Here is a 22,407-nt window from a genome sequence, read left to right as displayed (position 1 = left end):
GATGACGGCTGCCCCCTCCGCCGTGCGCCCGATCTCGGCGGCGCGGCTGCTACGCACCGCCCTTCCCGCCCTTTCATTAGCCCTGGTGCTGTTGGCGATCGCGAGCTTCAATCCCCGCGCCATCAGCTATATGGGCTTTACGCTGATGCTGAATCTGGCGGTGCCGGTGGCGCTGGCCACCATCGCGCAGCTGATGGTGATCACGGTCAATGACCTTGATCTGTCGATCGGTGCCTTTGTCGGCTTTACGGGTAGTGTGACGGCGACCTGGCTGCCGCAGCAGCCCGTTCTGGGCGGTGCTATTCTGCTTGCCGCCATCGCGGTCTATGCCGGGCTGGGTGCGCTGATCCATCTGCGCCAGCTGCCCTCGATTGTGGTGACGCTTGGCATGAGCTTCGTCTGGCTGGGCCTCGCCATCCTGATCCGCCCGACGCCGGGTGGCACGGCGCCCGACTGGCTGCAGGGCTTTGTCAGCCTGCACATTCCCTTCATTCCCTTTCCCATCGTGGCGGCAGCGGTCCTGGCGCTGATCGTGCATTTCGGCCTTATGCGCACGACCTATGGCACCACGCTGCGCGGCGTCGGCGGCAATGCCCATGCGATCGAGCGGGCCGGCTGGTCGCTGCTGCGCGCCAAGATGGTGGCCTATGCCATGGCGGGGCTGTTCGGCGTTCTGGCCGGCATGGCCCTGGTTGGCGTTTCAACCTCAGCCGACGCCAATATGGCGAATGGCTATACGCTGCTCTCGATTGCCGGGGCTATCCTCGGCGGGGCCGAATTCGTGGGCGGACGGGTCTCGCCGATCGGCGCCGTCATCGGCGCGCTGACGCTGCAACTGGCCGCCGTCGCGCTGAACTTCTTCCATATCGCGGCCCTGCCGGGGTTGCGCATTCCCCAGGAATGGCAGGTGGGGGCGCAGGGCATCATTCTCATCATCATCCTGGCGGCGCGCGCCATCATCAATAGGGGCCAGAGATGAGCGCTTCTCTCTCCGGGCGCAGCTGGGTGTGGCTGCGGCGCAAGCCCTGGCTGTGGTCCTTCATCGGCGCCATCGCGGTCTGGGTTCTGGCGGTGCTGGTCGCTCATGGCAGCGGCGCCGGCGGCATGATTTCGGCGGCGCTCGCCTTCTCGGTCTTCACCGTGCTGGTGGGCATTGGCCAGATGTTCGTGATTACGCTTGGACCGGGCAATATCGATCTGTCGCTCCCGGCCAATATCGGCCTGTCGGGTGCGGTCGCCATGACGGTGATGGGCAATGCCGACGGGCGCATTCTGCTGGGCCTGGTCTGCGCGCTCATCGCGGGTGCCCTGGTCGGTCTCTTCAACTATCTGCTCATCCGGTTGCTGCGCATCCCGCCCATCATCGCGACGCTCGCGGCAAGCTTCATTCTCGTCTCGGTCGGCATCAGCTATGGCCGTGGCCTGCAGATCGCGCCCCCACCGGCCTTCGCGACCTTTACCACCATGCGCATCGCGGGTGTGCCGGTTCTGGCCGTCGCCGCACTGATGCTGACGGTCGCGGCCGCAATTCTGCTCAACCGCACCGTCTATGGCCGGTCCGTGCTCGCGACGGGCCAGAATATGCGTGCGGCGCGGCTGGCCGGGGTCAAGGTCGCGCGCGTTCGCCTGCTGACCTATGTGCTGTGCGGCACGCTGGCCGGGCTGTGCGGCGCTTTGCTCGCCGGTTTCACCGGTGGCTCGTCGCTCGATATGGGCACAGAATATCTGCTCAGCTCCATCGCCGTCGTCGTTATCGGCGGTACCGCGGTGGCGGGCGGTGCCGCCAATTTGCCCGGCATCTGGGGCGCATCGCTGTTTCTGTTCATGGTGGTGACGCTGCTCAATACCGCGGGTTTCGGCGCCGGCATCCGCGATGTGCTGACGGGCCTTATCATCATCGCCGTCATCACCATCGCAGGCGGCCAGAAGCGGCTGCGATAGCGGCCTCTAATCTGTCCGGCCCGTGTCTCCGCCCGGATGGCTTGAGAAGGCACCGGCGATGACGAGTGTGCCACCGTGAACGGCGACGGGAATGGTCGGCAGGGGCGCGTCTGCCGGGCCCATGACGACGGCGCCAGCCTGGGCCGGATCGTATTCGGAGCCGTGGCAGGGGCATAGCAGCAGCCGGCGGTCGGCCACCCAGGCTGAGACGATGCAGCCGGCATGTTTGCAGACCGCGGAATAAGCGAGGATGGCCGTCGTGTCCGGCGTGTCGAGCCGTAGCAGCAAGATCTGGCTGAAGAGTGCGGCGCGGGGCTTGCCCGTTGCCGTGTCAAGCGGAAAGGCCAGAACCGGTGGCGCGCCCGCGATGATGTCCGTGTCGCGCAGGATGGATTGCGGGTCGTTGGCCCGCACCAGGCGGTCTCCGGGCTGCGGCCAATCGGTCGAGCCGAAATTCATCGCCTGTGCGGGGCCTGCGGCCAGAGCGCCGCCGAGGCTCAGTTGCAAAAGTGATCGGCGTGAACAGGCCATGGTTGCGGTCTTTCTCTCTCGGGTGTTGGTCGGGCCTAGCCGCTGTCGGGCAGGCGCATGGGGGCGACGATGATGTCCGGCCAATGCCGGCCCGGCGGGATCAGCGAGAGGTGGATGCGGATTAGCGCGGGGGGCACATTGCTTGTCCAGGCATCCGCCCAGCCGGCCGGCCCTTTACCCTGTGGCCCGAAATAGGCGAAGGTGATGCCGGTCACGCCGGGCAGGAGGGATGTCACCTGCGGCGTCGGCGGCACGATCCATTGCGCGTGAAAATTGGGCACCCAATGCAGCACCAGCCCCGCACCGGGCTGCACACCGAGGGCGATATCCGCGAGGCGCGAGGGGCCGATCGGCGCATTGGCGGGCAGTTCGGACGTAAATGCCAGCGCGTGGGCGCTGCCGTGGATGGCGGGCTGATGCGGATCGTAGCCAGGCTCCATACCTGCCAGAAGATAGCGGAGGACACGGTCCGTCGTATCCAGGGCGCTGTCATCGGCGATGGTCCTGGTCTGCAGGCCCCAGGCGGTCAAGCCGAAGCGCAGACCCTGGGCAAGACCGACGATGATGAAGCCCAGTACGACAAGCGCCACCAGCGTCTCCACCAGCGTGAAGCCGTCATCACGCGGATGTTTCATCATGGCGCGCGTCCCGGCGGCATCGCAGTGATGCGTTCGGCATCCAGGCGGAGTTGCCGCACGGGTCCATGTCCCCAGGAGATGCCGACGCTCACATCATAGAGCGCCACCTGGCCGGGGGGATGCGCGAGATCCCCGGGTTGTCCGGTCATGACCGGACCTGCCGCGCGTTGCACGATGCGGACATGCCAATGGAACCCGTCCGCCTCATCGCCCTGACGGTCGCTCGGTTCCGGCCGGGGGCCCACGGCGGCCAGATGCGATTGCGCGCGTGCCAAAGCCTCCTGATAGCGGTTCGAGAGTTTGGCCGAGCCAATGCCCGTCAATCCGGCATTGACCAGCACGGCCAGCGCGAGACTTGCAATGACAAAGGCCACCAGAACTTCCAGCAGGGTGAAGCCGGCCTCGGCTGTGAGCTTTGGCTTACTGCACATAGCGGGTCTCCACAGCACCGCTGAGCCACTGGACCGCAATCCGAATCCGCTTCGGTGGCAGGCCGAGAACAATAACGCCACTTTGCGCGCTGCCATCGGGCGCAAAACGGAACTGAGCCAGGGTCCTTCCGTGCCCGTCACCGGGATCAAGGCTGAGGGGAATCTCTGGCGGCAGGGGTTTTGGTGCCAGGCCATCGAGCAGAAGGGTATGCGTCGCCGTATCAATAACAACCGTCGATGGCGCGCCATCTGCGATGGCGCGGCTGCGCGCGAGCCGCAGGCTTTGCACAATCTCGGACGCTGCCGCGGTTTCGCGGGCGCCGGCACTGCGCGGTGCGCCATGGGATAGGATCAGCACCGCGGTCAGGCCCATAATGGCGATGACGACGAGCATCTCGATGAGCGTGAACCCCCCGTCCCGTGCGCTACTGGGCAAGGGTATTGAGCCCCAGCATGGCCTGCATGACGGAACCGACGATAAGGGCGACGATACCGCCCATGCCGATGGTGATGGCAGGCGTCAAAAGCGAGACCAGGCGCTGCACGGCAAGGCGCGTACGCTCCTCATGCAAGGCGGCCGCGCGCAGCGACATGGCCCCCAATTGTGCGGTCTCCTCTCCCAGCTGCAGAAGATGGATGGTGCGCTTCGGAAAAAGCCCCGATTGGGCAAGCGGCCTGGCGAGGCCGCTGCCCTGGCGCGCACCTTCGGTCGCAGTGTTCAGCGCGGCGACGCCCGCCGTGTTGCCCAGCACGTCACGGGTGATTTCAAGGGCTGTAATCAGCGAGGTGCCGTTGAGCAGCAGCGTGCCCAAGGTCCGCGTGAGGCGTGCGGCCATGATTTCCCGCGCGAGGGACCCCAGGATGGGAAGCCGCAGGCGGGCGCGGTCAAACACTAGGCGCGGCCCCGGCTGCTGCAGGATGCGCCTTGCCAGAAGGGTGAGGCCGGCGAGCAAAATCAGCGCAGGCATTCCCCATTGGCCGATGAGATTGCCGGCACCGATCATCATACGGGTGGAGAGCGGCAGGGCAGCGCCCGTTTGCTCGAACATCGGCACGAATTGCGGCAGAACATGGGTGAGCAGCAGAATGATGGAGCCGCCGGCGGCGACAAGCAGCACCGCAGGATAGATCATGGCAGAGGTGACGGTCGCGGCCAGCGCCCGCTCCCGCTCCAGCAACTCCGAGAGTCGCGCAAGCGTTTCGCTTAACGTGCCGCCGACCTCACCGGCACGGACGAGACCGATGTAAAGCCGCGAGAAGCTGTTCGGGATCTGGGCGAGCGCGTCAGCGAAGCTGCTGCCGTCGCGCACGGTATCGCGAATTTTGCGCAAGACCTGCCCGACGCGCTTGTTCGGTGCGATCTCGGCTGCAAACAGCAGGGCGCGATCCAGATCCTGACCAGCGCCGAGCATGGCGGCCAGCTCGCTGGTAATATTGGTAATTTCCGGGCGGGTCAGGCTTTTGCGCGGCAATAGGGTCAGGTTGAAGCCGCTGCTCTTCTGCAGGCGCTCCGGCGAGGCGCGCATGACGATGCTGCCTTGCCGCCGCAACTGACTAACGAGGCTTGCTTCGTCGGGGGCTTCCATCACCCCTTCGACGATCTTGCCACCCGTGGCGATGGCCCTGTAGTGGTAACGGGCCATGGTCGGCCTCAGGCCTCGGCGCGAATGCTGCGCATGACGTCCTCGATCGTTGTCACGCCATCCAGCGCCGCAGAGATGCCGGACTGAAACATGGTCACCATGCCGCCCGCCACGGCGGCACGCTCCACCTCGCTATGATCGGCGCGCTTGAAGATCAAACGCTCGATCTCATCATTCGGGGTGAGGAATTCAGCGATCGCCAGGCGGCCGCGATAGCCGGTGCCGCGGCAATGCTCGCAGCCCACCGGATGCCAGAGCGGCACGGAACCGGATTGCGCCCTCTCATCCAACTGGAAGCGGGCGATCAATTCAGGCGCCGCCGCCGCCTCACGCTTGCAATGCGCGCAAAGCCGGCGCACCAGCCGCTGCGCCAGAACGCCGCGCAGCACGGCGGTCATCAGATAATCTTCCAGCCCCATGTCGCGCAGGCGGGTGATAGAGGCGGCGGCTGAATTCGTATGCAGCGTCGAGAGTACAAGATGTCCGGTCAGTGCGGCCTGGACGGAGATCTGCGCCGTTTCCAGATCACGGATTTCACCGACCATGATGACATCCGGGTCCTGACGCAGGATGGAGCGCAACAGGGCTGCGAAGGTGAGGCCGATCTGCGGCCGCACCTGAATCTGATTGATCCCGCCGAGCTGAAATTCGATCGGATCTTCGACGGTGACGATTTTGCGGCTGACGGCATTGAGGCCGAGCAGGCCGGTATAGAGCGTCGTGGTCTTGCCGCTGCCGGTGGGGCCGGTGACAAGCACGATGCCATTCGGCAGTTCCAGCGCCGTGCGGAACGCGCCCGCGATGACGGCGGGCAGGCCGAGTTTCGCGAAATCAAATGTCACGGCGCCGCGGTCCAGCACGCGCATCACGATGCTTTCACCATGAAGGGCTGGAATGGTGGAGACGCGGAAATCTACCTCCTGGCCGCGGACGGCCATGCGGATGCGCCCATCCTGCGGCAGGCGCCGTTCGGCGATATCGAGATGCGCCATGATCTTGATGCGCGAGGTGATGGCGGCCCGCAGCTGCGGCGGCGGGTTTTCCACCTCATGCAGCACGCCATCATAGCGGTAGCGGATACGCAGACGATCTTCCTGCGGCTCGACATGAATGTCGCTCGCCTGGGTCTCCACAGCGCGCCAGATGATTTGGTTGACAAGGCGAATGACCGGCGCGTCGCTGGCGAGGTCACGCAGCTTTTCGGCATCGTCTTCAACGGCGGCGTCGCCCCGGGTATCCGCCGCCGACTCGTCATCGTCAGTAGGATAAAGACGGCTGAATGCCGCTTCGATATCGATGGGTATGCCGATTTCGATGCGGACGGGCCGCGCGAGGGCGGCAGACAGGGAGTCTGACACGAAATCATCGAGCGGATCGGCCACGACGATTACCGCGCATCCTGCGTCTTCCGCGACAGGAATAGCGCGGACGGCGCGCAGAAAGGCAAGCGAGAGCCGGTCCGGCCATAGGGGTTCGGCTGGATAGCGTGCGGGCTGGGCGACGGGGATGCCGAGCAGGCGGGCGTAGCCGGCCGCCAGGCTGCGTTCGCTGACAATGCCAAGCCGGCTCATGACAATATCAAGACGGTCGCCATTTTCATCGGCCATACGCCTGGCACGCTCCACGGCGCGAAGATCGCAGTGCCCGTCTTCCATAAGCAAAGCGATCAGCCGCTCCAGCTGCGGCGCGGTTTCTTCCTCAATTTCGGCCCTCGGGATTGTCGTGACCGCCATCGCGTTCTAATGCCTGTCCTCTCAATGCCTCCGGTCTGAGCGACAGAAGGCTTAGATGTGGTGAAGGCAATGACTGGCAGATCGCAAGTGACAGAACGATGACGAGCGATGCGCACAGCCAAGCGGCGGTCGTGCCGCTTTGGCTGTGGATGCTGGTTCTGGCACCCTTCATCGGTAGTTTTTTGGGCGTCGTCCTGCGCCGTGATTCTGCCGGCCGGTCATGGCTGTGGCAGCGCTCCGCCTGCGAAAGCTGCGGCACATCGCTCGCGGCCCGGGATCTTTTGCCGATCGTGAGCTTCGCTGTTTTGCGTGGGCGCTGCCGACATTGCGGCAGTGCGATATCCTGGTTTCATCCCGGCATCGAAGTGGCGTCGCTAGCGGTCGCATTCTGGGCGATATCGGCCGCGCATGGCGCCTGGCTGGCCGCTTCCTGCTGTCTCGGCTGGGTGCTGGTGGCACTGACCTTTTCCGATCTCGTGAGTTATCGTCTGCCCGATATCCTCACGCTGCCGCTGCTGGTGGGCGGGCTTATCATGATAGCGGTGCTGATGCCGGCAGCGATGCTGGATCATGCGCTGGCCGCCGCCGTCGCCTATCTCGGTTTCCGGCTGATTGATGAGGTTTATTTGAGACTGCGCGGTCAATCGGGATTGGGCCAGGGCGATGCCAAGCTGGTGGCGGCGGCCGGCGCCTGGCTTGGCCTGGCGGCCCTCCCGTATCTCATTCTGCTGGCGGCGGTGGTGGCGCTGACCGTGCTGCTCGGTCTGCGCCTGAGCGGCGTTGCGATCCATGCGCGCAGCAGGCTGCCCTTCGGTCCGTTTCTGTCGCTCGCGACCTGGCTTCTCTGGCTTTACGCCTCAAGCGATGTCTTCAAACTATCACCTTACTTGCTGCCGGTTTTGAAATAGCTCTCGGGCGGCACGCAGGACCTGTTGCCGGTAATCGTCGCCGAGCAGGGCCGTATGGGAATGATAGTAGCCGACGGCCTTCATGAGGTCGCCATGGGCTTCGTTAAGATAGGACCGCAGAATGGCGCCGGCTGCCGCGATGTTGAAACAGGGATCACTCACCAGGCGGCGATAGACGCGGTCTTCCGACAGGCCGGAATAGGCTGAGAGCGGGCCGAGCCAGATCGTATTGACCTGCATGACCCCCAGATCAGCGCTGTCATTGGAATCCGGTCTTACCAGCCCGGCCTCTCCCCCTTCGACATGCTGGATAGAGGGCAGCACCCGTGGCGGCAGGCCATAGAGATTGGCGACGAGCGCCATGCAGGCAAGATAGCGAATGGGCATCCGTCGTCTCCGGCGGCGAGGATTATGGGGGCGGTTCCGCTCTATAGCAGCGAGTTACGTGAGGTGAACAGAATGCGTCTATCGCGGAAGCGTTTGAAGAAAGCAACGGACGAGGGTTTTACGCTCCTCGAAGTTCTTGTCGTGATCGTCATCATTGGCCTGCTGGTGGGATTTGTCGCGCCTGCCGTGCTGCGGCAATTGGGTGGCGCGCGTGTTTCCGTCGCCAAGCAATCCATCGAGCGTCTGGGCTCCATTCTGGACATGTATAAGCTCGATGTCGGTTCCTATCCGTCGAGCGCGGATGGTCTGGCGGCACTCGTCAGCAAGCCGTCTGACGCAGACAATTGGAACGGCCCATATTTGAAGAGCAGCGGCACGCTGCTCGATCCGTGGAATCACGCTTACATCTACCGCAGCCCGTCCAACCGCAGCGGGCTGGATTACGATCTTTGTTCGCTCGGGCCCAAGGGGCAGGATGCTTCGGCCGACAGCAGCGATGCGATCTGCAATCACTGAGGCCAGGCTGGCTCAGTTGCCATCCTGCCAGGTCAGAATCCGATAGGGTGTCGCAGGATCGCTGCCGCCCAGGCGCACGATGGCGCGGCGTGTGAAACGCGCGCCGTGACTCTCAGCCTCCGCTGTTATTTCCACCACGCGCGCGCCCTGGCGCTCGGGGGGCGCCATCTGCAGGGCCTCGCCCGTATCGCGCATCATGCGGAGCAGCGTGGTGCGGACAAGCGGGCTGGCAAGCATCAGCAGGGGGATTTCCTGGTCTGCGTAGACCGACAGCTGCGGCACCAGGCAACCGGCCAGGCCGGGCTTCATGCCCAGAACAAGACGGATCTCATCCGGCGACTGGAAGGGCTGGCCTTGCGGTGCATAGGCAAGACCCGCCGCGCGATAGGCGTTGATGAGTGGACGCATGTCATTGGCGGGGGAACGCCAGTCGGTGATGGCTTGTGTGAGCTGCGCGGCCTGACCCGCAGAGGCGCCGCAGCTTTGCAACAGGGCTGAGAGAAGCGGCTCAGGCGCGATATTGGGATTGATCATCCCGGCCGTGTCGCGAAGGCTGATACGCGCAGAGCCGCCTGGCATGGCAAGGATGCGCGGGCTGCCCGCGCCCGGCGGTTCAGGGTTTGTCAGAAGACCAAAGATGGTGTCCTGCACGGCGCTGTCCGCGATGGTTTCAGCCACCGCCGCCTGTCGCAGATTGTGGGCGAGCTGCGTCTCTCCCCGTCCGGCCGAGAGCAGCTGGGTGATGATAAGGGAAATCAGAATAAGCGACCATAGCACGATCAGCAGCGCGAAGCCGCGCTCCCCTCGCGCGATGCGGGTCCTGCGCAAACCGGCCCTTGTCAGGGCGCGCCCAGGCGGCTGCGCAGTGCAGCGGTCGGGTCATCCGAACCGCTGAGCGGCAGCTGCTGCAAAATCTGCGGCACGGCGGCGGCATTGGGCAGTTGCTCGCGCAGATCCTGCGTCAGATCCAGCGCGTCGCGCTGATCATGAATGACATGGGGCGTGATGAGGACCAGTAGCTCGCTCCGCGTGCGCGTGTTGTTCTGCTGGCCGAACAGTGCGCCGATGATCGGAATGTCCTTGATGAAGGGCACACCCTGATTGCTGCGCGTCACGCTATCCTGAATAAGCCCGGCCAGGCCGATGGTCTGACCGTCCTGCACCACCACGCGGGACTGCACATCCCGCTGTGCGAAGGTCGGCGAGTTGATGGAGGTCGTGGATGAGGTCGATGTGGAGGAAGTACTGACATTGCTGACCTCCTGGGCGATATCGAGCGTGACCAGCCCATCGCTGCTCACGCGCGGCGTCACTTCCAGGATGACGCCGGTCTGTTCGTAGGAAACGGAGTTGATGATCTCAGACGAACTGGTCAGCGTGCTTTGCGACTGCGATGTGAGATAGGGCACAAGATCGCCGACTTCCAGGCGCGCAGGCTGATTATCGAGCACCATGAGTTCGGGTGAGGACAGAACATGCACCGTGCTGACGGCCTGTAGCATGTCGAGCGCGACCTGGGAGGCATTGCTGCCGGCCAGGAAATAGCCGCTGAAGCTGTTGGTGGCGTTGAAGACGGAGGTCAGCGTGCCGTTCAAACCGCCGGACTTGAAAAAGAACTGCGTGCCGTAGCGCAGCTGGTCATTCAGCTGCACTTCGGCGATGACGGCATCGATGCGCACCTGCAGCGGGATGATGTCGATCTTGTGCAGCGTCGCCTGCACCGTGTTCATCTCCTGCGGCGTGCCATAGATCAGCAGGGCATTGTTCTGCGTATCGGGAATGATGCGCATTTCGTTGTTGGAGGAATCGCCCCCGCCCGAGGAATCGAGCCCGCCCAGAAGCGGGTTGGAACTGCTGGACGAGTTGCCACTGCCGGTGTTGCTGCCCATGCCGCTACCGCTGGCGCCCAGGCCGCCCAGGCTGCCGCCGCCGATACCGCCCACGCCGCCACTGCCCAAGCCGCCGCTGCCCGCGCTGTTTATGCCGCTGCCGCCGCTCTGCGAACTGCTGCTCATGGATTTGAGCGTCGCAGTCGCTGTCGGCGTTGCGGTTACATGGTCAGGCGTGAAGGCCTGCTGAAGGATATAGGCAACGTCGTTGCTATGGCCGTTCTGCAGGTAATAGACGGACCAGCTGCGCGTGGTCGTATCCTGGCGGTTTTTGATCAATGAAAATATGCGCTGTGCGGCAGCCACGGCGGAAGGATTGCGGGCCGTGACCAGAACGGCGTTGATCCGCTCCATGGGGATGACATTCACAGCCGACTGAGTGGCGGCCTGCCCCCGGGCGGCGCCGGTGCCGGAGGATTGCAATCCCTGCTGCAGGGCATTGGCCATATCCTTGGCGCTGCCCATATCGACCGGAAACAGGGCGAAAGACTGCCCGGCCAGACTGTCCACATCGAAAGCCGCAATCAGCGCGGCGAGGGCTTCGCGCGCGGTAGGGTCCCCCGCGATCAGCACTGCATTGCCGCCGGGTGCGGTCGCAACCCGGCTGCCCTGGGTCACGAAGGGCTGCAGGACACGCACGAGATCGTCGGCGCCGACATAATGCAGGGGGATGATTTCGCTGCCTGCAGCATCGGGGCTTGCGGCAAGGCCGGAGGCATTCGCAGCATTGGACGGCACGATGCGATAGAGCGAACCGGTGGAGACCAGGGTCGCGTTGACCTGCGCCAGCAGCACTTCGAGCGTCGGCAGAAGCTGGTCGTTACCCACCGGCGTCGAGGTATGCAGCGAGACATTGCCGTGAACGCCGGGATCGATCGTGTAGTTGACGTGAAGAACGGAACCCAGGATTTGCGCCGCCACGGTACGGATATCGGTATCGGCAAAGTCGAGCGTCACCGGACCGCCTGCCGTGGGCGCGGTGATCGCTGGCGTATTGGCCTGGGCCGCGGCCGTGCTGGTGCCATAGCTTACGGCACCGCTGCCGAGCGACGTCGTGCGGCCGACCGAACCGTCTGCGCGGACAGAGGCCATGCCGGCACTGGCGGAGACCGATTGCAGGGGTGCCAAGGGCGGCGGCGGGGACGGCCGGGCGCATCCGACAAGGCTGCTTGCGGCCATGAGGGAGAGCACGAAGCAGCGCAGGCGATGCGTGGACAAGGCAAATGGCATCCGAAGATTGTATCCTTGGGTCATGGGCCGGGCAGGTCAGTTCGTCTGATCGTTGGCAAGCGCCGCGGAGCGGGCGAAGCCTGGATTCCCGCCCGCCAGGCCCAGACGGAAGGCGAAAACCATGAAACTGGCGTCGAGCATGGGGTGACTGGCGTCTGTGCCAGTGCCGCTGACGGCGATCGCATGCAGCGTGAGGTCATCCACAATCAGCCCAAGGGCGCTGTCGTTCATGGCGCGGAGCAGCGCCATGAAGATGGGCCAGGTGGTCGTGGTCTCAATCTGCAGCCCGATGCGGCGGAAGGCGCCGCGCGGCGTGGCCGGCAGAACCTCGATGCTTGTCGGCACAAGCCCTGCCGTGACGGATAGATCCTGAATGGCATTCTGCAGATTGGCCGCGGCGATGGCGTCCGTCTCCCCGGGCAGGAGGGCGGCGGCGGCATCCGTCGCATGATCGCTCTGGGCGTGGCCCGCGCGCTGGCGGAGGGCGGGCAGATCGGCCGCGACCGACTGCATATGCGCGAGCATGGCGGCCTGCGCCTGCCGCTTCTCCTCGCCATCGGCATAGAGGCCGAGCAGAGGGGCGATGCAGCCCAGCCATAGCAGCACGATCGCCATGACTGTCATGCCGAGGCACAGCGCCTGGCCCGCGCGACCCTCGGGCAGACGGCGTATGAGGGTCTGGCTCACGGCTGCACTTCCGCGCTGATCGCGAAGACATCGGCGTGATGATCGCTGTCTGTGGTGACAGGGGCGGCGAAGGCTGGATTGCCGATGAGGCTGACGATCGCCAGCCGGCCGATGAGCTGAACCGCCGCGTGCGATTCGCCCTCGATATGCAGGGCGCGCTGCTGCAGGGAGAGCTGCGTCAGCCAGGTGCCGTCCGGCAGCGCTGCGGTGACGGCGGCGAGGACTTGCAGGGGGTTGCCGGCCATGCGCCGCTCCGCCGACAGAACCCGAGTGCTTTCGGCCTCCGCTGCCATCAGGCGACGGAGGCGCGCCGCGAGCTGCACCTGCGGCTGCAGACGGGCGATCTGGTCCGCGGTCCCGGCCAGCGCCATCTGCTGGCGTAGAAAGGGCATGACGCAGAGCGCGAGCAGCAGCACGGCGCAGAGTCCATAGGCCGCGACGCGCAGCGGGTTTTGCCGGGTGGCGCGGGTGGAGGTCCGGCGCAGCCAAAGCCTGCGCGGCGGTGCCCCCGGTCGTCCAGCCGGGCATTCCAGGCAGTCCGGGTGGAGGCCTGCGGCCTCCAGCGCTGTCAGCAGGGGGGCGAGGCTATCGCGCCGGGCCAGGCTGAGACGGATGTCGAGCTTGGCCTGCCGCCGGTCATGGCCGAGCAGTCTCCAGTCCCACAGCACATCGCCAGCGGCGAAGGGGGTCAGCCGATCCATCTCATACAGCAGCACATGCTCAAGATCGGGTTCCGCCGCGGCGGGAAGCTGCACGCCGCGTTCCAGGATCGCGCCCGGCGGCAATGCCAAGCGCAGCCGGCGCTTGCGGCCGTCCTGCAGGGCGCGCGCGGCCGCAAGCCCCTCTCTGTCGAACGACAGGGGGATCGCAGCCTGGCCGGCGACGGAGACGGAGATGGCGCTACCCGCGAAATGCTGCAGCGCGCTGACGGACAATGTCAGATCACTGTTCGCCGCATCACGCTTCAGGAAGGACGGAAGGAGCGCCAGCCATTGTCTTGTCCACCATTCTAAAAACGCACGCAGCATGGCAGACATCTCTAGCTCATCGATCCACCCTAGCGGTTTGCGTGGCGGGTTCGACCGCAGTTCTGTGACAATTGCGCCAGCCACCCAAAAGGTCCGGGCCGATCAGGGCTGCCAGAAGACATTGCTCTTTTTGCCGTGCAGCAGGCGGAGCGCGGCGATCCCTTTCAGGGCGGGTGGGGCCGGCGCGGCGGATTTGGAGAAGGCAAGCTGCAAAATGCGGCTTTCGCTGCCCTTGGTGAGGAGCACGTGCTCGTCCGAGACATCTGCGATGGTCCAGCCGCTGATCTCAGCGCCCGCACCTAGCACCAGCGGCTGGCCCGGGCCATGGCTCGCATCGCCGGCCGCGGGCGGGTCGAAGATCGCCAGCGCCGTATGGCCGAAACGCATGGTACCGGAGAGGCGCGGCAGGGCGCCGTCGCCGGTCGCGTCGATCGCTGCCGGACGGCGGTCGAGCGCGAAAAGCGGGCGTTCGAGCACGGTATTCATCCATAGATCAGCTGTCCCCGGGTTTTGAGGAGCTTGGGCGTCGCCGGGGCTGAGCCGCGCCAGAGGCCCGGGGCGGACGGCGAGCGGCAGAGACGCTGCGGGTGGCGGCGGCATTGCCTCGACCCCGATCGCGGCACAGAGCGCGAGCATGAGCCCGCCCAGCAGCAATCCTTCCCGGTGGCGCTGCCAGGCGCCTGCGGCGGCCGCGCGCACCGGATCAGGCCGCCACGGCCGGCGGCACGGCGTGCGGCTGGCCCGGGCTGGTTTCATCGAACAGCAGCAGCCGCCCTGAATTCGCCATGCCCACCAGGGTGCTGAAATTGTGGATGACGGCGGCGATGATGGCGCCTTCCGCGCCCAGCACGCCGCAGGCCGCCAGCACGATCAGGATCACCGTCCAGCCAAGGCCGAAGGCGACGTTGACATGGATGGTGCGGCGGCAGCGGCGGCTGAGGCGAATGCAGGTGCCGAGCCGGCGCAGATCGCTCGTCATCAGCACGATATCGGCCGAGGCGAGGGCCACATCCGTGCCCTGCGCACCCATGGCGACACCCACGGCGCCGGCCTTGAGCGCGAGACTGTCATTGATGCCGTCGCCGATGACCATCGGCTTGAAGCCCTGGCGGACTTCTTCCAGCACGCGATGCATTTTCTGCTCGGGCAGGGCTTCGGCGCAGATCTCCTCGATGCCGAGCTGGCGCCCGACGCGCTCGGCCACCTGGGCGCGGTCGCCGGTCAGCAGGATCTGGCGCCGGAGGCCGAGCGCGCGCAGGCCATTGAGAGCTTCGAGGGATTCGGCGCGGGGCTCATCCGCCAGCAGCAGCCAGCCGAGGAAACGGTCGCCGCGGCTGAGCGCCACCATGGGGCCGTCATGGTCGGGCATGTCATGGGCTATGATCCCGAACGAGGCGATCAGCGCCGGACGGCCCATGGCGATGCGGTCCTGCCCCAGATAGGCATGCATGCCGAGGCCACGATCCTCGCGCGCGTCGATCAGCGGCAGGTGCAGCTCCAGCGGCACGGCGCCGGCCAGCGCCCGGCTGACGGGATGGCTGCTGGCCGCCCCGAGGCTGGCGGCGATGGCCAAAATCTCCCCCTCAGCCACGCCCGGCATGGCCCGTATGCCGACAAGATTGAGCGTGCCTGTCGTCACGGTGCCGGTCTTGTCGAAGATGACGGAGGAGACCTCGGCCAATTGCTCGAGGAAGGCCGACCCCTTGATGAGAATGCCGTGCCGCGCGGCAACCGCAATGGCGGCGATGGCGGTGGCGGGGGCGGCCAGCACAAGCGCGCAGGGGCAGGAGGCGACCAGCACGGCGAGCATCGCGGCGGTGCTGCCGGTCGCGAACCAGACGCCGGCGGCGACCAGCAGGATGAGCGCCATGTAATGGCCGGAATAGGCTTCCAGCAGCCGGGTGACGGGCGGCTTGGCGGCTTCGGCCTCATGCATCAAGGCAACGATTTTGCCGAGCGTCGTCTCTCCGCCGATGCGGGTGACTTCCACCACCAGATTGCCGTCCAGATTGATGGAGCCGGCCATGATGGCCTCCCCCGCCTGGGCTTCGATCGGGACGGATTCACCGGTCAGCGATGCGGTGTCGATACTGGCCGCCCCTTCGCGGATCATGCCGTCGACCGGCACGCGGTCGCCAGCATGGAGCAGGATGCGGTCGCCCACGCGCAGCAGCTTGGTCGATACCTCCTCGATGCTGCCATCGCCGGTCAGGCGGCGGGCATTGCTTTGCACCAGGCGGCCGAGCGCGCCGATCGCCTCCCGCGAGCCGAGCAGGCTGCGCTCCTCCAGCACATGGCCGATGATCATGACGATGGGCAGAATGGCGGCGGTGATGAGATCGCCCGTGGCCCAGCAGGCGAGCAGTGCGAGGGCGACGAGCTGGTCGCTCATGCCATGCAGGCTAGGGTGGCGCAGGCTGTCCCAGGCGGCGGTGAAGACCGGAACGGTGACGAGCAGGGCGGCGAGGCCGGCGACCAGCTCAGACACGCTCTGATCGGCCGGGAAGACCACGCGCCAGACCAGCGCGATGCAGAGCAGACCGCCCGCGATCATCGACAGCGTGAGGCGGACGGCGAGCGACGAGCGCTCGGCGAAGCTGAGCAGCGTGGGACGCTTGGCCCCGTCGCTGTCAGCCTCCGCATCGAAGGCACCAGGGGGAAGGGCGGTCGCGCTCATGGCATCGGTCCCGGAAGAAGAATTTGCTGGGCGCTGTGCGGATCGATGGCCGTCACGTCGCCGGCATGCTGTAGGATGAGGGCGATTTCATCCTGATAGGCATGGGTCATCAGCGTATCGCGATCGGCCGGCGTTTCCTGAACTTCCAGCGCGCCGACGGGTGCTGTTTCGCTCATCGCCGTCTTGATGCGTTCATCGGCCGCGGCGGCGGCGGCGGAGACGATCGCATCCCGCTGCTGGTTCGCCTCCTGCATGATATGCTCGGCGTCCGTCTGTGCGGCGGCCGCGTTCTGATCCGCGATCTGCGCGGCGGTCAGCACGCCGTCGAAGGCGGCTTTGGCGACGGGCGGCAGCAGGGCGACCAGATCGACACGGCTGACGGAGACGCCGAGATCCTCCCCCGCTTCGCGCAGCGCATTGAGGCGCGCGTTCATGGCGGTGACGAGATCGGTGCGCAGCGCCTGGCGGCGGGCTGCCAGCGCCGCGACCGCGTTATTGCCGGCGCCGGTTGTATCTTCATCCAGCTGGGCAACGAGGAAATCATCCAGCCGGCGTGACGCCGTCAGCGACAGCGCGCTGGCGAGAAAAATGCGCTGCAGGCCCGGCAGCACGTGATCCTCGACCAGAAGATAGGCGGTGGGGTCGGTGATTGTGTAGAAGAGCGTGGCATCGAGCGAAACGACATTGCCGTCACCGGTCATGAGATAGGCCGCGTTGAAGAGATCGCGCTCACCCTGCATGTGGATAATGTCGTCATTGGGCGCGAACTGAACGTCGGTCTCGTCGGACTGAAACCCCGTCTCCTGCGGATGGACTTTGTAGGCGATCTGCCGGTCTGCTGCCGGCAGCATGCGCACCTGTTCGATGGGGGACGGCCAGGCGAGCAGCAGCCCCGCTTCCTGCACGCGGTTGACGCGGCCGAAGCGGAAGACGACGGCGCGGCTGTCGGGTGGCACCTGGTGGATATTGCCGCTGGCCCAGGCTGCACCCAGCAGCAGGACCAGGGCATAGAGCATGAGAAAGCCGAGGCGCACACTGCTCGCCGCCGGACCTTCCAAAGCGGGATCGCGCGCTGTCCGGGTCATCGCGCGACCTGGCTTTCAGCCCGTCCGAAGAGACCGAGTTCGGCGGCGCCGGCAGGCAGCGGGGGCAGGTCGGGCGGTGGGGTTGCGGTGGAGAGCGGCGTGGTGTCACCCGTGCTCGTCCCGGGGGTTGCCGGCGTGGGCAGGGATGGGACGGCGGGCATGCCGCCCGCCTGCGGCGGCCCTTGCACCAGAACATTGAAGGGCGCGGCATCCGTGCGCAGGATGAGGCGGGTGCGCGGCCCGATGATGGCGTTGAGCGTATCGAGCGAGCGCAGCATCAGATAGAGGGCAGGGTCGCGCGCATAGGTGGCACCATAGATGGCGGCGGCCTTTTCCCGCGACGCGGCCTCAATCTGCGCGGCATCGGCCTGCGCATTGGCGATGGTGATACGGGCGTCGCGCTGCGCATCCGACCGGATCTGGGCGGCCACCCGCAAGCCTTCTGCAGTGCGTTCGGCGGCGACCGTCTCGCGTTCCGAGCGCATACGGGCGACCGTGGCGGCCAGGGTCTCGGCCGGCAGGCTGAGGCGTTCCAGCCCGACCTGTTCAAGCTTGACGCCGTAGATCGTCAGCACCTGCTGCGCGATGGTATTCTGCAATTGCTGCTCAAAAGCTGCCAGGCGGACATGGTTGCGGTCGGTGTTGACGAGATCATCAAGATCAAAATCGCTCGCCGTGATCTGCAGGGCCGAGCCGATGAAGCTGCGCAGCTGCCGCGCCGCTTCATCGGGGTTATTGCCGGTGGCGCGGAGGAATTGCTGAATATGCGCGGGCTCGTCCGGCACGCGCCAGGCGAGGAAAGCCTGTACCAAAATCCGCAGCCCATCGCGCGTGCCGACATCCTGCACGCCGCTGGAGGTTGTGTGCAGCCGGAGATCGACCTTGATGGTGCTGTCGATCGGCGCTGGAATTTTCCAGGCGAGACCGGGTTCGGTCAGCACGCGGACGGGATCGCCGAAACGCGTTATGACGACAGCCTGGCCGTCCGTCACCATCACTTCCGAGGAGACGACCGCGGCGCCCGCGAGGATGACGCCCGCCAGTGCCAAGCGCAGGGCGAGCCGTGCGCGGGAGGGTTTTGCGCGGGCGTCCGCATGGTCCAAGGGCGCTGCGCTGTTCATGGCTGTGGTCTCAACTTGTCAGGGGCCGCGGCGGGTCTGAGGTCGACGATCGCGCTTTGGCTGTCACCAAGGCGGCTGTCGAGGATGTCCAGGCTGCCTTGGGCGAAGGCGGTACGCAGATTGTGGAAATAGCGTTCGAGCAGAAAAGCGCGGCCGCCATCCCGATAGGCCAGTACATCCGCCGCCGACCGCGCCTGTTCCGAGCGTGCGGAATCGATCCGCTCCGCCGCCGCCGCCTGTGCCGCGTCATGCAGACGCTGTGCGGTCGATTTCGCGAAACTCAATGTCGTATGGGCGCGGCCCTGTTCGGTCGAATATTGCATCGACGCCGCGATCTGCGCCGTCTGCACGCCGCGATAGGCGGCAGCGGCGCCGCCGGGCGGATGCAGAGATTCGACGATGAGGGCGAGCACTTCAAGTCCGCTCTGCTGCGCATCCAGATCCCGTTGCACCGAACGGCGGAGCCCGGTCGCGATTTCCTCGGTCCGCTCGCCCAGCACCTGAGCGAGCGTGCGGTTGACGAAGAAATGCGCGAGTTCCTGACCGGCGACGGAGCGCACCATGGTGGCAGGATCGACAAGGCTGTAGAGGGCGCGGCGCGCGTCCGCATTTGTCAGCCCGACACGATAGAGCACGTTGATCTGAACGTTCGCCGTCTCAAAACTTTCCCGGCCGGCGCTGTCGCTTGCGATGATGTAGGAGGCGTCGTTGACGAATCGCTGATCCCAGAGCCGGTTGGCGCTTTGCGGCGCGGGGCCGTCAGCCGTGGAGGTGTCAGCCGGCACCGGCGTGCCGGCGGCAACGTCATCCAAAGCCACCGCGTGCACGACGCCATATTCCACCATGCGGACGCGGCCGAAGGGCCAGGGTAGCAGGACATGCAGGCCGGGATCGAGCATGGCGACCGGCGCACCGAAACGTTCGTACGAGCCACGGGCATTGAGGCCGATACGGACGACGCCCGAAAGGCACCAGGCAAAGAGCACAAGGCCGAGCAGCACGGGGGCGGCGGCGGCGCGGGTATAGGTCAGCGCCCAGCTGCGGCTGATATCGATGCCGAATTGCGTCTTCAGCCTGCCCGCGACGCGGCTGGGCTGGATGCTGTCCGGCTGCAGCAGGCTGGCCGCGAGGCTCCCGATCATGGCGCGCGCGTCAAGCGGCGCGCGTGGCGGCAGGAACCAGATGGCGAGCGTACGGAGTGCGAGTTCCGCCGCGACCAGGCCGACAAAGGCGTGGATGAGCAGGGGTAACCAGCGTCCCACCGGCAGACCCATGCCTCTGGCGGCGAGGAAACCCGCATAGGCCAGCAGCACGGCGGCTGGCAGCCGCAGCAGGGCCGTCAGGGCGACACGCTCGGGCAGGCTGGCGACGCCGATGCTGGCGACCAGTCGTTCGCAGATGAGGAAGACGAAAGATAGGCCCACCAGAATGCCGGCGAGTATGGGCCAGGTGAGTGGGGTTTGGGCGAAAACCGGGGCGGGTGGAAGCTGGCGGAGGACGATCAGGCTGGCGGCCATGCCGATCAGCAGAAGAAGGCCCTGCGGCCAGCCGGCGAGCGTTGAGACCGGCGAGGGACGGGTGGCGGCATTCGCGTCCAGCGAACGGCTACGGCCGCTCAGGATCAGGAGACAGGCCCCGAGGCCGGTGAGGGTGACGAGCAGTGCGGCTACCAGCGCCCCGGCCAGGCCGATCTGCGCGAGGGGCGCCAAAACGGCATCAGCGCCCCGGTGAGGGCGCATCCAGAGCAGCGTGCCGAGAAGGAGGACGAGGCTGAGTCCGTGAACAGCCGCAATCCCGCGCAAGAGGCGTGCGATGCGCCGGCCGTCGGAAAAGGCCGGAACGAGGGACAGACGCGGTGCGTCGATGCCGGAGTGTGGCTGCTGCATGGATCAGTCTTTGCAAGGCAGCCGGGTGCCCCGAAGGGCACCCGGCTTTGTTGGTTAGGAGCCGTTGGTCGGGAAGGTGAACATATCCATCAGATCACCGATGGCCGGGCCATTGGTCGGCGCATAGGGATTGCTGGAGGTCGCGACCGGGTTGGGCAGATTGTCACGCGTGGTGCTGCCAACCGTTTCCAGGCCCCAGTTCTTTTCGACGAACTTCAGGAAGGAGACGTGGTCGGCATAGACATGGGAGACATGGCCACCGGTGGAGTAGGGGGAGACCATGATCGCCGGGATACGCGTGCCGTCGCCGAAGAAGTCAACCGGCTGGACGTAGCCGGAGTCCCAGTAGCCGCCGCCTTCGTCGAAGGTGACGAGGATAGCCGTGTCAGCCCAGAGCGCCGGGTTAGCCTGAACCTGGGTGATGATGTTCTTCGCGAAGGCTTCAAAGAGATCAAGCTTCGAGGAGGCGGGGTGACCGTCGAGGAGGCCATCCGGCTTGACGATGGAGACGGCGGGCAGCGTGCCGTTGGTGATATCGGTGGTGAGGTCCGTCACGTCCTTCAGATGCGTCGCACGCTGCGTCGCGCTCGTCATGATGGCGGTTTCGTACTGGAAGGGGTTGCAGATGTTGCAGTAGATGCTGCCGGCGTCGCTGTTCGGGTCTTTCACATAATTGTTCCAGCCCGCGCCGTAATAGGCCCAGGAAATGCTGTGCTTGTTGAGCACGTCAGCGATCGTGGGGACGCTGGAGGGCGGTACGGTGAAGGTCGAGGTATTGACCGTGCCGTCGCCGAAGTAGCCGGGGTTGTAGTTGTTGACGAGGTAATAGGCGCCGGCGGCGCATTTCGGCGCGACCGGGGTCGGCAGGGCAGCGAGGTAGGCACGCACGGAGCTGACACCAGGCTGAGTGGCGTCAGAGCATTCGGTGTAGGAACCGCCCGAATAGCCGTCCTGAACCCACCAGTTGTTGGTGCCGGACTGCGAGTTCGGGTTCTCGATTTCATTGGCCGGCGGGGTCGCGACATTGCCCTGGCCGTCGGAGTAGTAAAGGGCAAGGCCGGTGCCGAGCGCGATATGGTTGGCGCCGGTGCCACCCATGATGGACTGATGGAAATTGTCGCTGATCGTGTACTGGTCAGCGAGGGACTTGAAGGTCGGCGCGTCGCCCTGGGCCATGTTGAAGAAGCCCATGGAGGTCGAGCCTTCACCGGTCGTCTTGTTGGTGAAGTTGGCCGCCTGAGCAGCGCCATTGCTGCCGGCGCCGATGGTCACTTCGGTCCAGGGGAAGAGGTCAGCCAAGCAGCCGGACGGATTGGACGCCGTGACATGGCTGGCGGCGCAATCTTCCTGCTGCCACATCTGGTAGAAGCGATGCACCGGGCTGGACGTGTAGCTGTCATAGCCGAGCTTAGCGCCGGTGAGCTGGTAGGGGCCGTTGGCCGGAGCGGCGGCATTGGCGATGCGCGTGTCGATGGTGTCCGTGGCCAAGCCCGTAGCGCCGGTCGTCAGCAGGCGGTAATCGGCTGACGGCAGGCCGTCCTGGATCAGGGATTCGGTGGCGGAGACTGCGGCGACCGTCGCGAAGGGCGGCGGGTTGTTGTCGGCGGCCTTGGTGGGGGCGCCACCGGTCATCGACGGCGGGAGGTTGCTATAAAGCACCTTGCCGCTCGGGCTGATGGTGTAGGTGCCGGCCTGCTGAGCGGAGAACTGACCTGCCTTGACGAAATTGGGGCCGGGCGTGCCGTCGGCGCGCACGATGCCTTCGGACAGGAGGTTGAACACGCTTTGACCGGTCTTCGGCTTGTACGTCGCGAAGACATGATCGAAGGTGCGGTTTTCACCGACGATGACAATGATATGGCGGATCGGCGTGGTGGCCGCCGGATCGTTGACGAGCTTGTCCACGCCCGTGGTGCTCGCGGCGTAGGAAACAATGGGGTTGCCAATCAAAGAGATCGCCGTTCCGGCGACCATGGACAGTCGGAGCGATCGTGCAAAGCACGACAGCATCTTGGGCTGCATTGAATAATCTCCAGATTGCATGAAGGCTGGGCGGGACGGTCCGCCGGTGTCCTC

21 protein-coding genes are annotated in these 22,407 nt (G+C 65.7%); 4 read left to right on the top strand and 17 right to left on the bottom strand.

Annotated elements, in window-relative coordinates; genetic code table 11:
* Nucleotide 1 precedes the first annotated feature (1 nt).
* The gene (locus AC3G7M_RS18925) at nt 2-979 is read left to right on the top strand and encodes an ABC transporter permease (RefSeq protein ID WP_489216825.1); all 978 of its coding nucleotides are present in this window, start codon (nt 2-4) and stop codon (nt 977-979) included.
* Complete coding sequence (locus AC3G7M_RS18920) at nt 976-1,941, top strand: ABC transporter permease (RefSeq protein WP_489216824.1); 966 nt, start codon at nt 976-978, stop codon at nt 1,939-1,941. Before AC3G7M_RS18925 ends, AC3G7M_RS18920 begins: the two co-directional genes overlap by 4 nt.
* A gap of 6 nt (nt 1,942-1,947) precedes the next feature.
* On the opposite strand, the gene AC3G7M_RS18915 is transcribed toward AC3G7M_RS18920, so the two are convergent.
* Genes AC3G7M_RS18915 through AC3G7M_RS18890 form a run of 6 tightly spaced genes read right to left on the bottom strand, consistent with a single transcriptional unit; the run spans nt 1,948 to nt 6,917 of the window.
* Nucleotides 1,948-2,472 carry a QcrA and Rieske domain-containing protein gene (locus tag AC3G7M_RS18915; protein WP_489216823.1) on the bottom strand — a complete coding sequence of 175 codons (525 nt, stop codon included), beginning with the start codon at nt 2,470-2,472 and terminating at the stop codon, nt 1,948-1,950.
* Nucleotides 2,473-2,507: 35 nt separating this feature from the next.
* A complete protein-coding gene (locus tag AC3G7M_RS18910; protein ID WP_489216821.1) occupies nt 2,508-3,110 on the bottom strand; it encodes a PulJ/GspJ family protein in 603 nt (200 codons plus the stop codon).
* The gene (locus AC3G7M_RS18905) at nt 3,107-3,541 is read right to left on the bottom strand and encodes a type IV pilus modification PilV family protein (RefSeq protein ID WP_489216818.1); all 435 of its coding nucleotides are present in this window, start codon (nt 3,539-3,541) and stop codon (nt 3,107-3,109) included. Before AC3G7M_RS18905 ends, AC3G7M_RS18910 begins: the two co-directional genes overlap by 4 nt.
* Nucleotides 3,531-3,977 (bottom strand): GspH/FimT family pseudopilin, encoded by a 447-nt coding sequence (locus tag AC3G7M_RS18900; RefSeq protein WP_489216817.1) that lies wholly within the window; start codon nt 3,975-3,977, stop codon nt 3,531-3,533. Before AC3G7M_RS18900 ends, AC3G7M_RS18905 begins: the two co-directional genes overlap by 11 nt.
* Nucleotides 3,967-5,184: a type II secretion system F family protein gene (locus AC3G7M_RS18895; RefSeq protein WP_489216816.1), complete on the bottom strand. Its 1,218-nt coding sequence runs from the start codon at nt 5,182-5,184 to the stop codon at nt 3,967-3,969. Before AC3G7M_RS18895 ends, AC3G7M_RS18900 begins: the two co-directional genes overlap by 11 nt.
* Nucleotides 5,185-5,192: 8 nt before the next feature.
* Nucleotides 5,193-6,917: a GspE/PulE family protein gene (locus AC3G7M_RS18890; protein WP_489216814.1), complete on the bottom strand. Its 1,725-nt coding sequence runs from the start codon at nt 6,915-6,917 to the stop codon at nt 5,193-5,195.
* A 98-nt stretch (nt 6,918-7,015) separates the two neighbouring features.
* On the opposite strand from AC3G7M_RS18890, the gene AC3G7M_RS18885 reads away from it, so the two are divergent.
* Nucleotides 7,016-7,825 (top strand): prepilin peptidase, encoded by an 810-nt coding sequence (locus tag AC3G7M_RS18885; RefSeq protein ID WP_489216812.1) that lies wholly within the window; start codon nt 7,016-7,018, stop codon nt 7,823-7,825.
* On the opposite strand, the gene AC3G7M_RS18880 is transcribed toward AC3G7M_RS18885, so the two are convergent.
* Nucleotides 7,796-8,212 carry a lytic transglycosylase domain-containing protein gene (locus AC3G7M_RS18880; RefSeq protein WP_489216811.1) on the bottom strand — a complete coding sequence of 139 codons (417 nt, stop codon included), beginning with the start codon at nt 8,210-8,212 and terminating at the stop codon, nt 7,796-7,798. The two genes, AC3G7M_RS18885 and AC3G7M_RS18880, sit on opposite strands and share 30 nt — an antisense overlap.
* Before the next feature lie 93 nt (nt 8,213-8,305).
* Between AC3G7M_RS18880 and gspG the strand changes: the two genes are divergently transcribed.
* Nucleotides 8,306-8,728 (top strand): type II secretion system major pseudopilin GspG, encoded by a 423-nt coding sequence (gene gspG / locus AC3G7M_RS18875; RefSeq protein WP_489216809.1) that lies wholly within the window; start codon nt 8,306-8,308, stop codon nt 8,726-8,728.
* 12 nt (nt 8,729-8,740) lie between these two features.
* Here gspG and AC3G7M_RS18870 read toward each other — a convergent pair whose 3' ends face one another.
* The 10 genes from AC3G7M_RS18870 to AC3G7M_RS18825 form a co-directional block, all read right to left on the bottom strand.
* The gene (locus AC3G7M_RS18870) at nt 8,741-9,556 is read right to left on the bottom strand and encodes a type II secretion system minor pseudopilin (RefSeq protein WP_489216807.1); all 816 of its coding nucleotides are present in this window, start codon (nt 9,554-9,556) and stop codon (nt 8,741-8,743) included.
* Nucleotides 9,557-9,567: 11 nt separating this feature from the next.
* A complete protein-coding gene (gspD, locus tag AC3G7M_RS18865; RefSeq protein ID WP_489216805.1) occupies nt 9,568-11,847 on the bottom strand; it encodes a type II secretion system secretin GspD in 2,280 nt (759 codons plus the stop codon).
* Between the two features lie 36 nt (nt 11,848-11,883).
* Entirely contained in the window at nt 11,884-12,534 is a 651-nt protein-coding gene (gene gspM / locus AC3G7M_RS18860; RefSeq protein ID WP_489216803.1) for a type II secretion system protein GspM, read from the bottom strand.
* Nucleotides 12,531-13,571, bottom strand: a complete 1,041-nt coding sequence (locus tag AC3G7M_RS18855; RefSeq protein ID WP_489216802.1) for a PilN domain-containing protein — start codon at nt 13,569-13,571, stop codon at nt 12,531-12,533. Before AC3G7M_RS18855 ends, gspM begins: the two co-directional genes overlap by 4 nt.
* Before the next feature lie 93 nt (nt 13,572-13,664).
* Nucleotides 13,665-14,261: a hypothetical protein gene (locus AC3G7M_RS18850; RefSeq protein WP_489216799.1), complete on the bottom strand. Its 597-nt coding sequence runs from the start codon at nt 14,259-14,261 to the stop codon at nt 13,665-13,667.
* 4 nt (nt 14,262-14,265) lie between these two features.
* Nucleotides 14,266-16,239 carry a heavy metal translocating P-type ATPase gene (locus AC3G7M_RS18845; protein ID WP_489216797.1) on the bottom strand — a complete coding sequence of 658 codons (1,974 nt, stop codon included), beginning with the start codon at nt 16,237-16,239 and terminating at the stop codon, nt 14,266-14,268.
* Nucleotides 16,236-17,324: an SPFH domain-containing protein gene (locus AC3G7M_RS18840; protein WP_489216795.1), complete on the bottom strand. Its 1,089-nt coding sequence runs from the start codon at nt 17,322-17,324 to the stop codon at nt 16,236-16,238. Before AC3G7M_RS18840 ends, AC3G7M_RS18845 begins: the two co-directional genes overlap by 4 nt.
* Nucleotides 17,321-18,445, bottom strand: coding sequence for a protease modulator HflC (gene hflC, locus AC3G7M_RS18835; RefSeq protein WP_489216794.1), 1,125 nt, complete (start codon nt 18,443-18,445; stop codon nt 17,321-17,323). Before hflC ends, AC3G7M_RS18840 begins: the two co-directional genes overlap by 4 nt.
* Nucleotides 18,442-20,331 carry an SPFH domain-containing protein gene (locus tag AC3G7M_RS18830; RefSeq protein WP_489216791.1) on the bottom strand — a complete coding sequence of 630 codons (1,890 nt, stop codon included), beginning with the start codon at nt 20,329-20,331 and terminating at the stop codon, nt 18,442-18,444. Before AC3G7M_RS18830 ends, hflC begins: the two co-directional genes overlap by 4 nt.
* Before the next feature lie 54 nt (nt 20,332-20,385).
* On the bottom strand, nt 20,386-22,281 hold the full coding sequence (locus AC3G7M_RS18825; RefSeq protein WP_489216790.1) for an alkaline phosphatase family protein: 1,896 nt from the start codon (nt 22,279-22,281) through the stop codon (nt 20,386-20,388).
* Nucleotides 22,282-22,407: the final 126 nt, after the last annotated feature.

The sequence above is a fragment of the Acidisoma sibiricum genome, from assembly GCF_057837225.1.
Note: the sequence above shows the minus strand (reverse complement) of the source record. Positions and strands in the feature narration are given on the sequence as shown.

Bases quoted from the DNA above. Each gene is read 5' to 3' on its own strand.
- AC3G7M_RS18925 (WP_489216825.1), top strand. From the start codon at position 2: ATGACGGCTGCCCCCTCCGCCGTGCGCCCGATCTCGGCGGCGCGGCTG.
- AC3G7M_RS18920 (WP_489216824.1), top strand. From the start codon at position 976: ATGAGCGCTTCTCTCTCCGGGCGCAGCTGGGTGTGGCTGCGGCGCAAG.
- AC3G7M_RS18915 (WP_489216823.1), bottom strand. From the start codon at position 2,472: ATGGCCTGTTCACGCCGATCACTTTTGCAACTGAGCCTCGGCGGCGCT.
- AC3G7M_RS18910 (WP_489216821.1), bottom strand. From the start codon at position 3,110: ATGATGAAACATCCGCGTGATGACGGCTTCACGCTGGTGGAGACGCTG.
- AC3G7M_RS18905 (WP_489216818.1), bottom strand. From the start codon at position 3,541: ATGTGCAGTAAGCCAAAGCTCACAGCCGAGGCCGGCTTCACCCTGCTG.
- AC3G7M_RS18895 (WP_489216816.1), bottom strand. From the start codon at position 5,184: ATGGCCCGTTACCACTACAGGGCCATCGCCACGGGTGGCAAGATCGTC.
- AC3G7M_RS18890 (WP_489216814.1), bottom strand. From the start codon at position 6,917: ATGGCGGTCACGACAATCCCGAGGGCCGAAATTGAGGAAGAAACCGCG.
- AC3G7M_RS18885 (WP_489216812.1), top strand. From the start codon at position 7,016: ATGACGAGCGATGCGCACAGCCAAGCGGCGGTCGTGCCGCTTTGGCTG.
- AC3G7M_RS18880 (WP_489216811.1), bottom strand. From the start codon at position 8,212: ATGCCCATTCGCTATCTTGCCTGCATGGCGCTCGTCGCCAATCTCTAT.
- gspD (WP_489216805.1), bottom strand. From the start codon at position 11,847: ATGCCATTTGCCTTGTCCACGCATCGCCTGCGCTGCTTCGTGCTCTCC.
- AC3G7M_RS18855 (WP_489216802.1), bottom strand. From the start codon at position 13,571: ATGTCTGCCATGCTGCGTGCGTTTTTAGAATGGTGGACAAGACAATGG.
- AC3G7M_RS18845 (WP_489216797.1), bottom strand. From the start codon at position 16,239: ATGAGCGCGACCGCCCTTCCCCCTGGTGCCTTCGATGCGGAGGCTGAC.
- AC3G7M_RS18840 (WP_489216795.1), bottom strand. From the start codon at position 17,324: ATGACCCGGACAGCGCGCGATCCCGCTTTGGAAGGTCCGGCGGCGAGC.
- hflC (WP_489216794.1), bottom strand. From the start codon at position 18,445: ATGAACAGCGCAGCGCCCTTGGACCATGCGGACGCCCGCGCAAAACCC.
- AC3G7M_RS18830 (WP_489216791.1), bottom strand. From the start codon at position 20,331: ATGCAGCAGCCACACTCCGGCATCGACGCACCGCGTCTGTCCCTCGTT.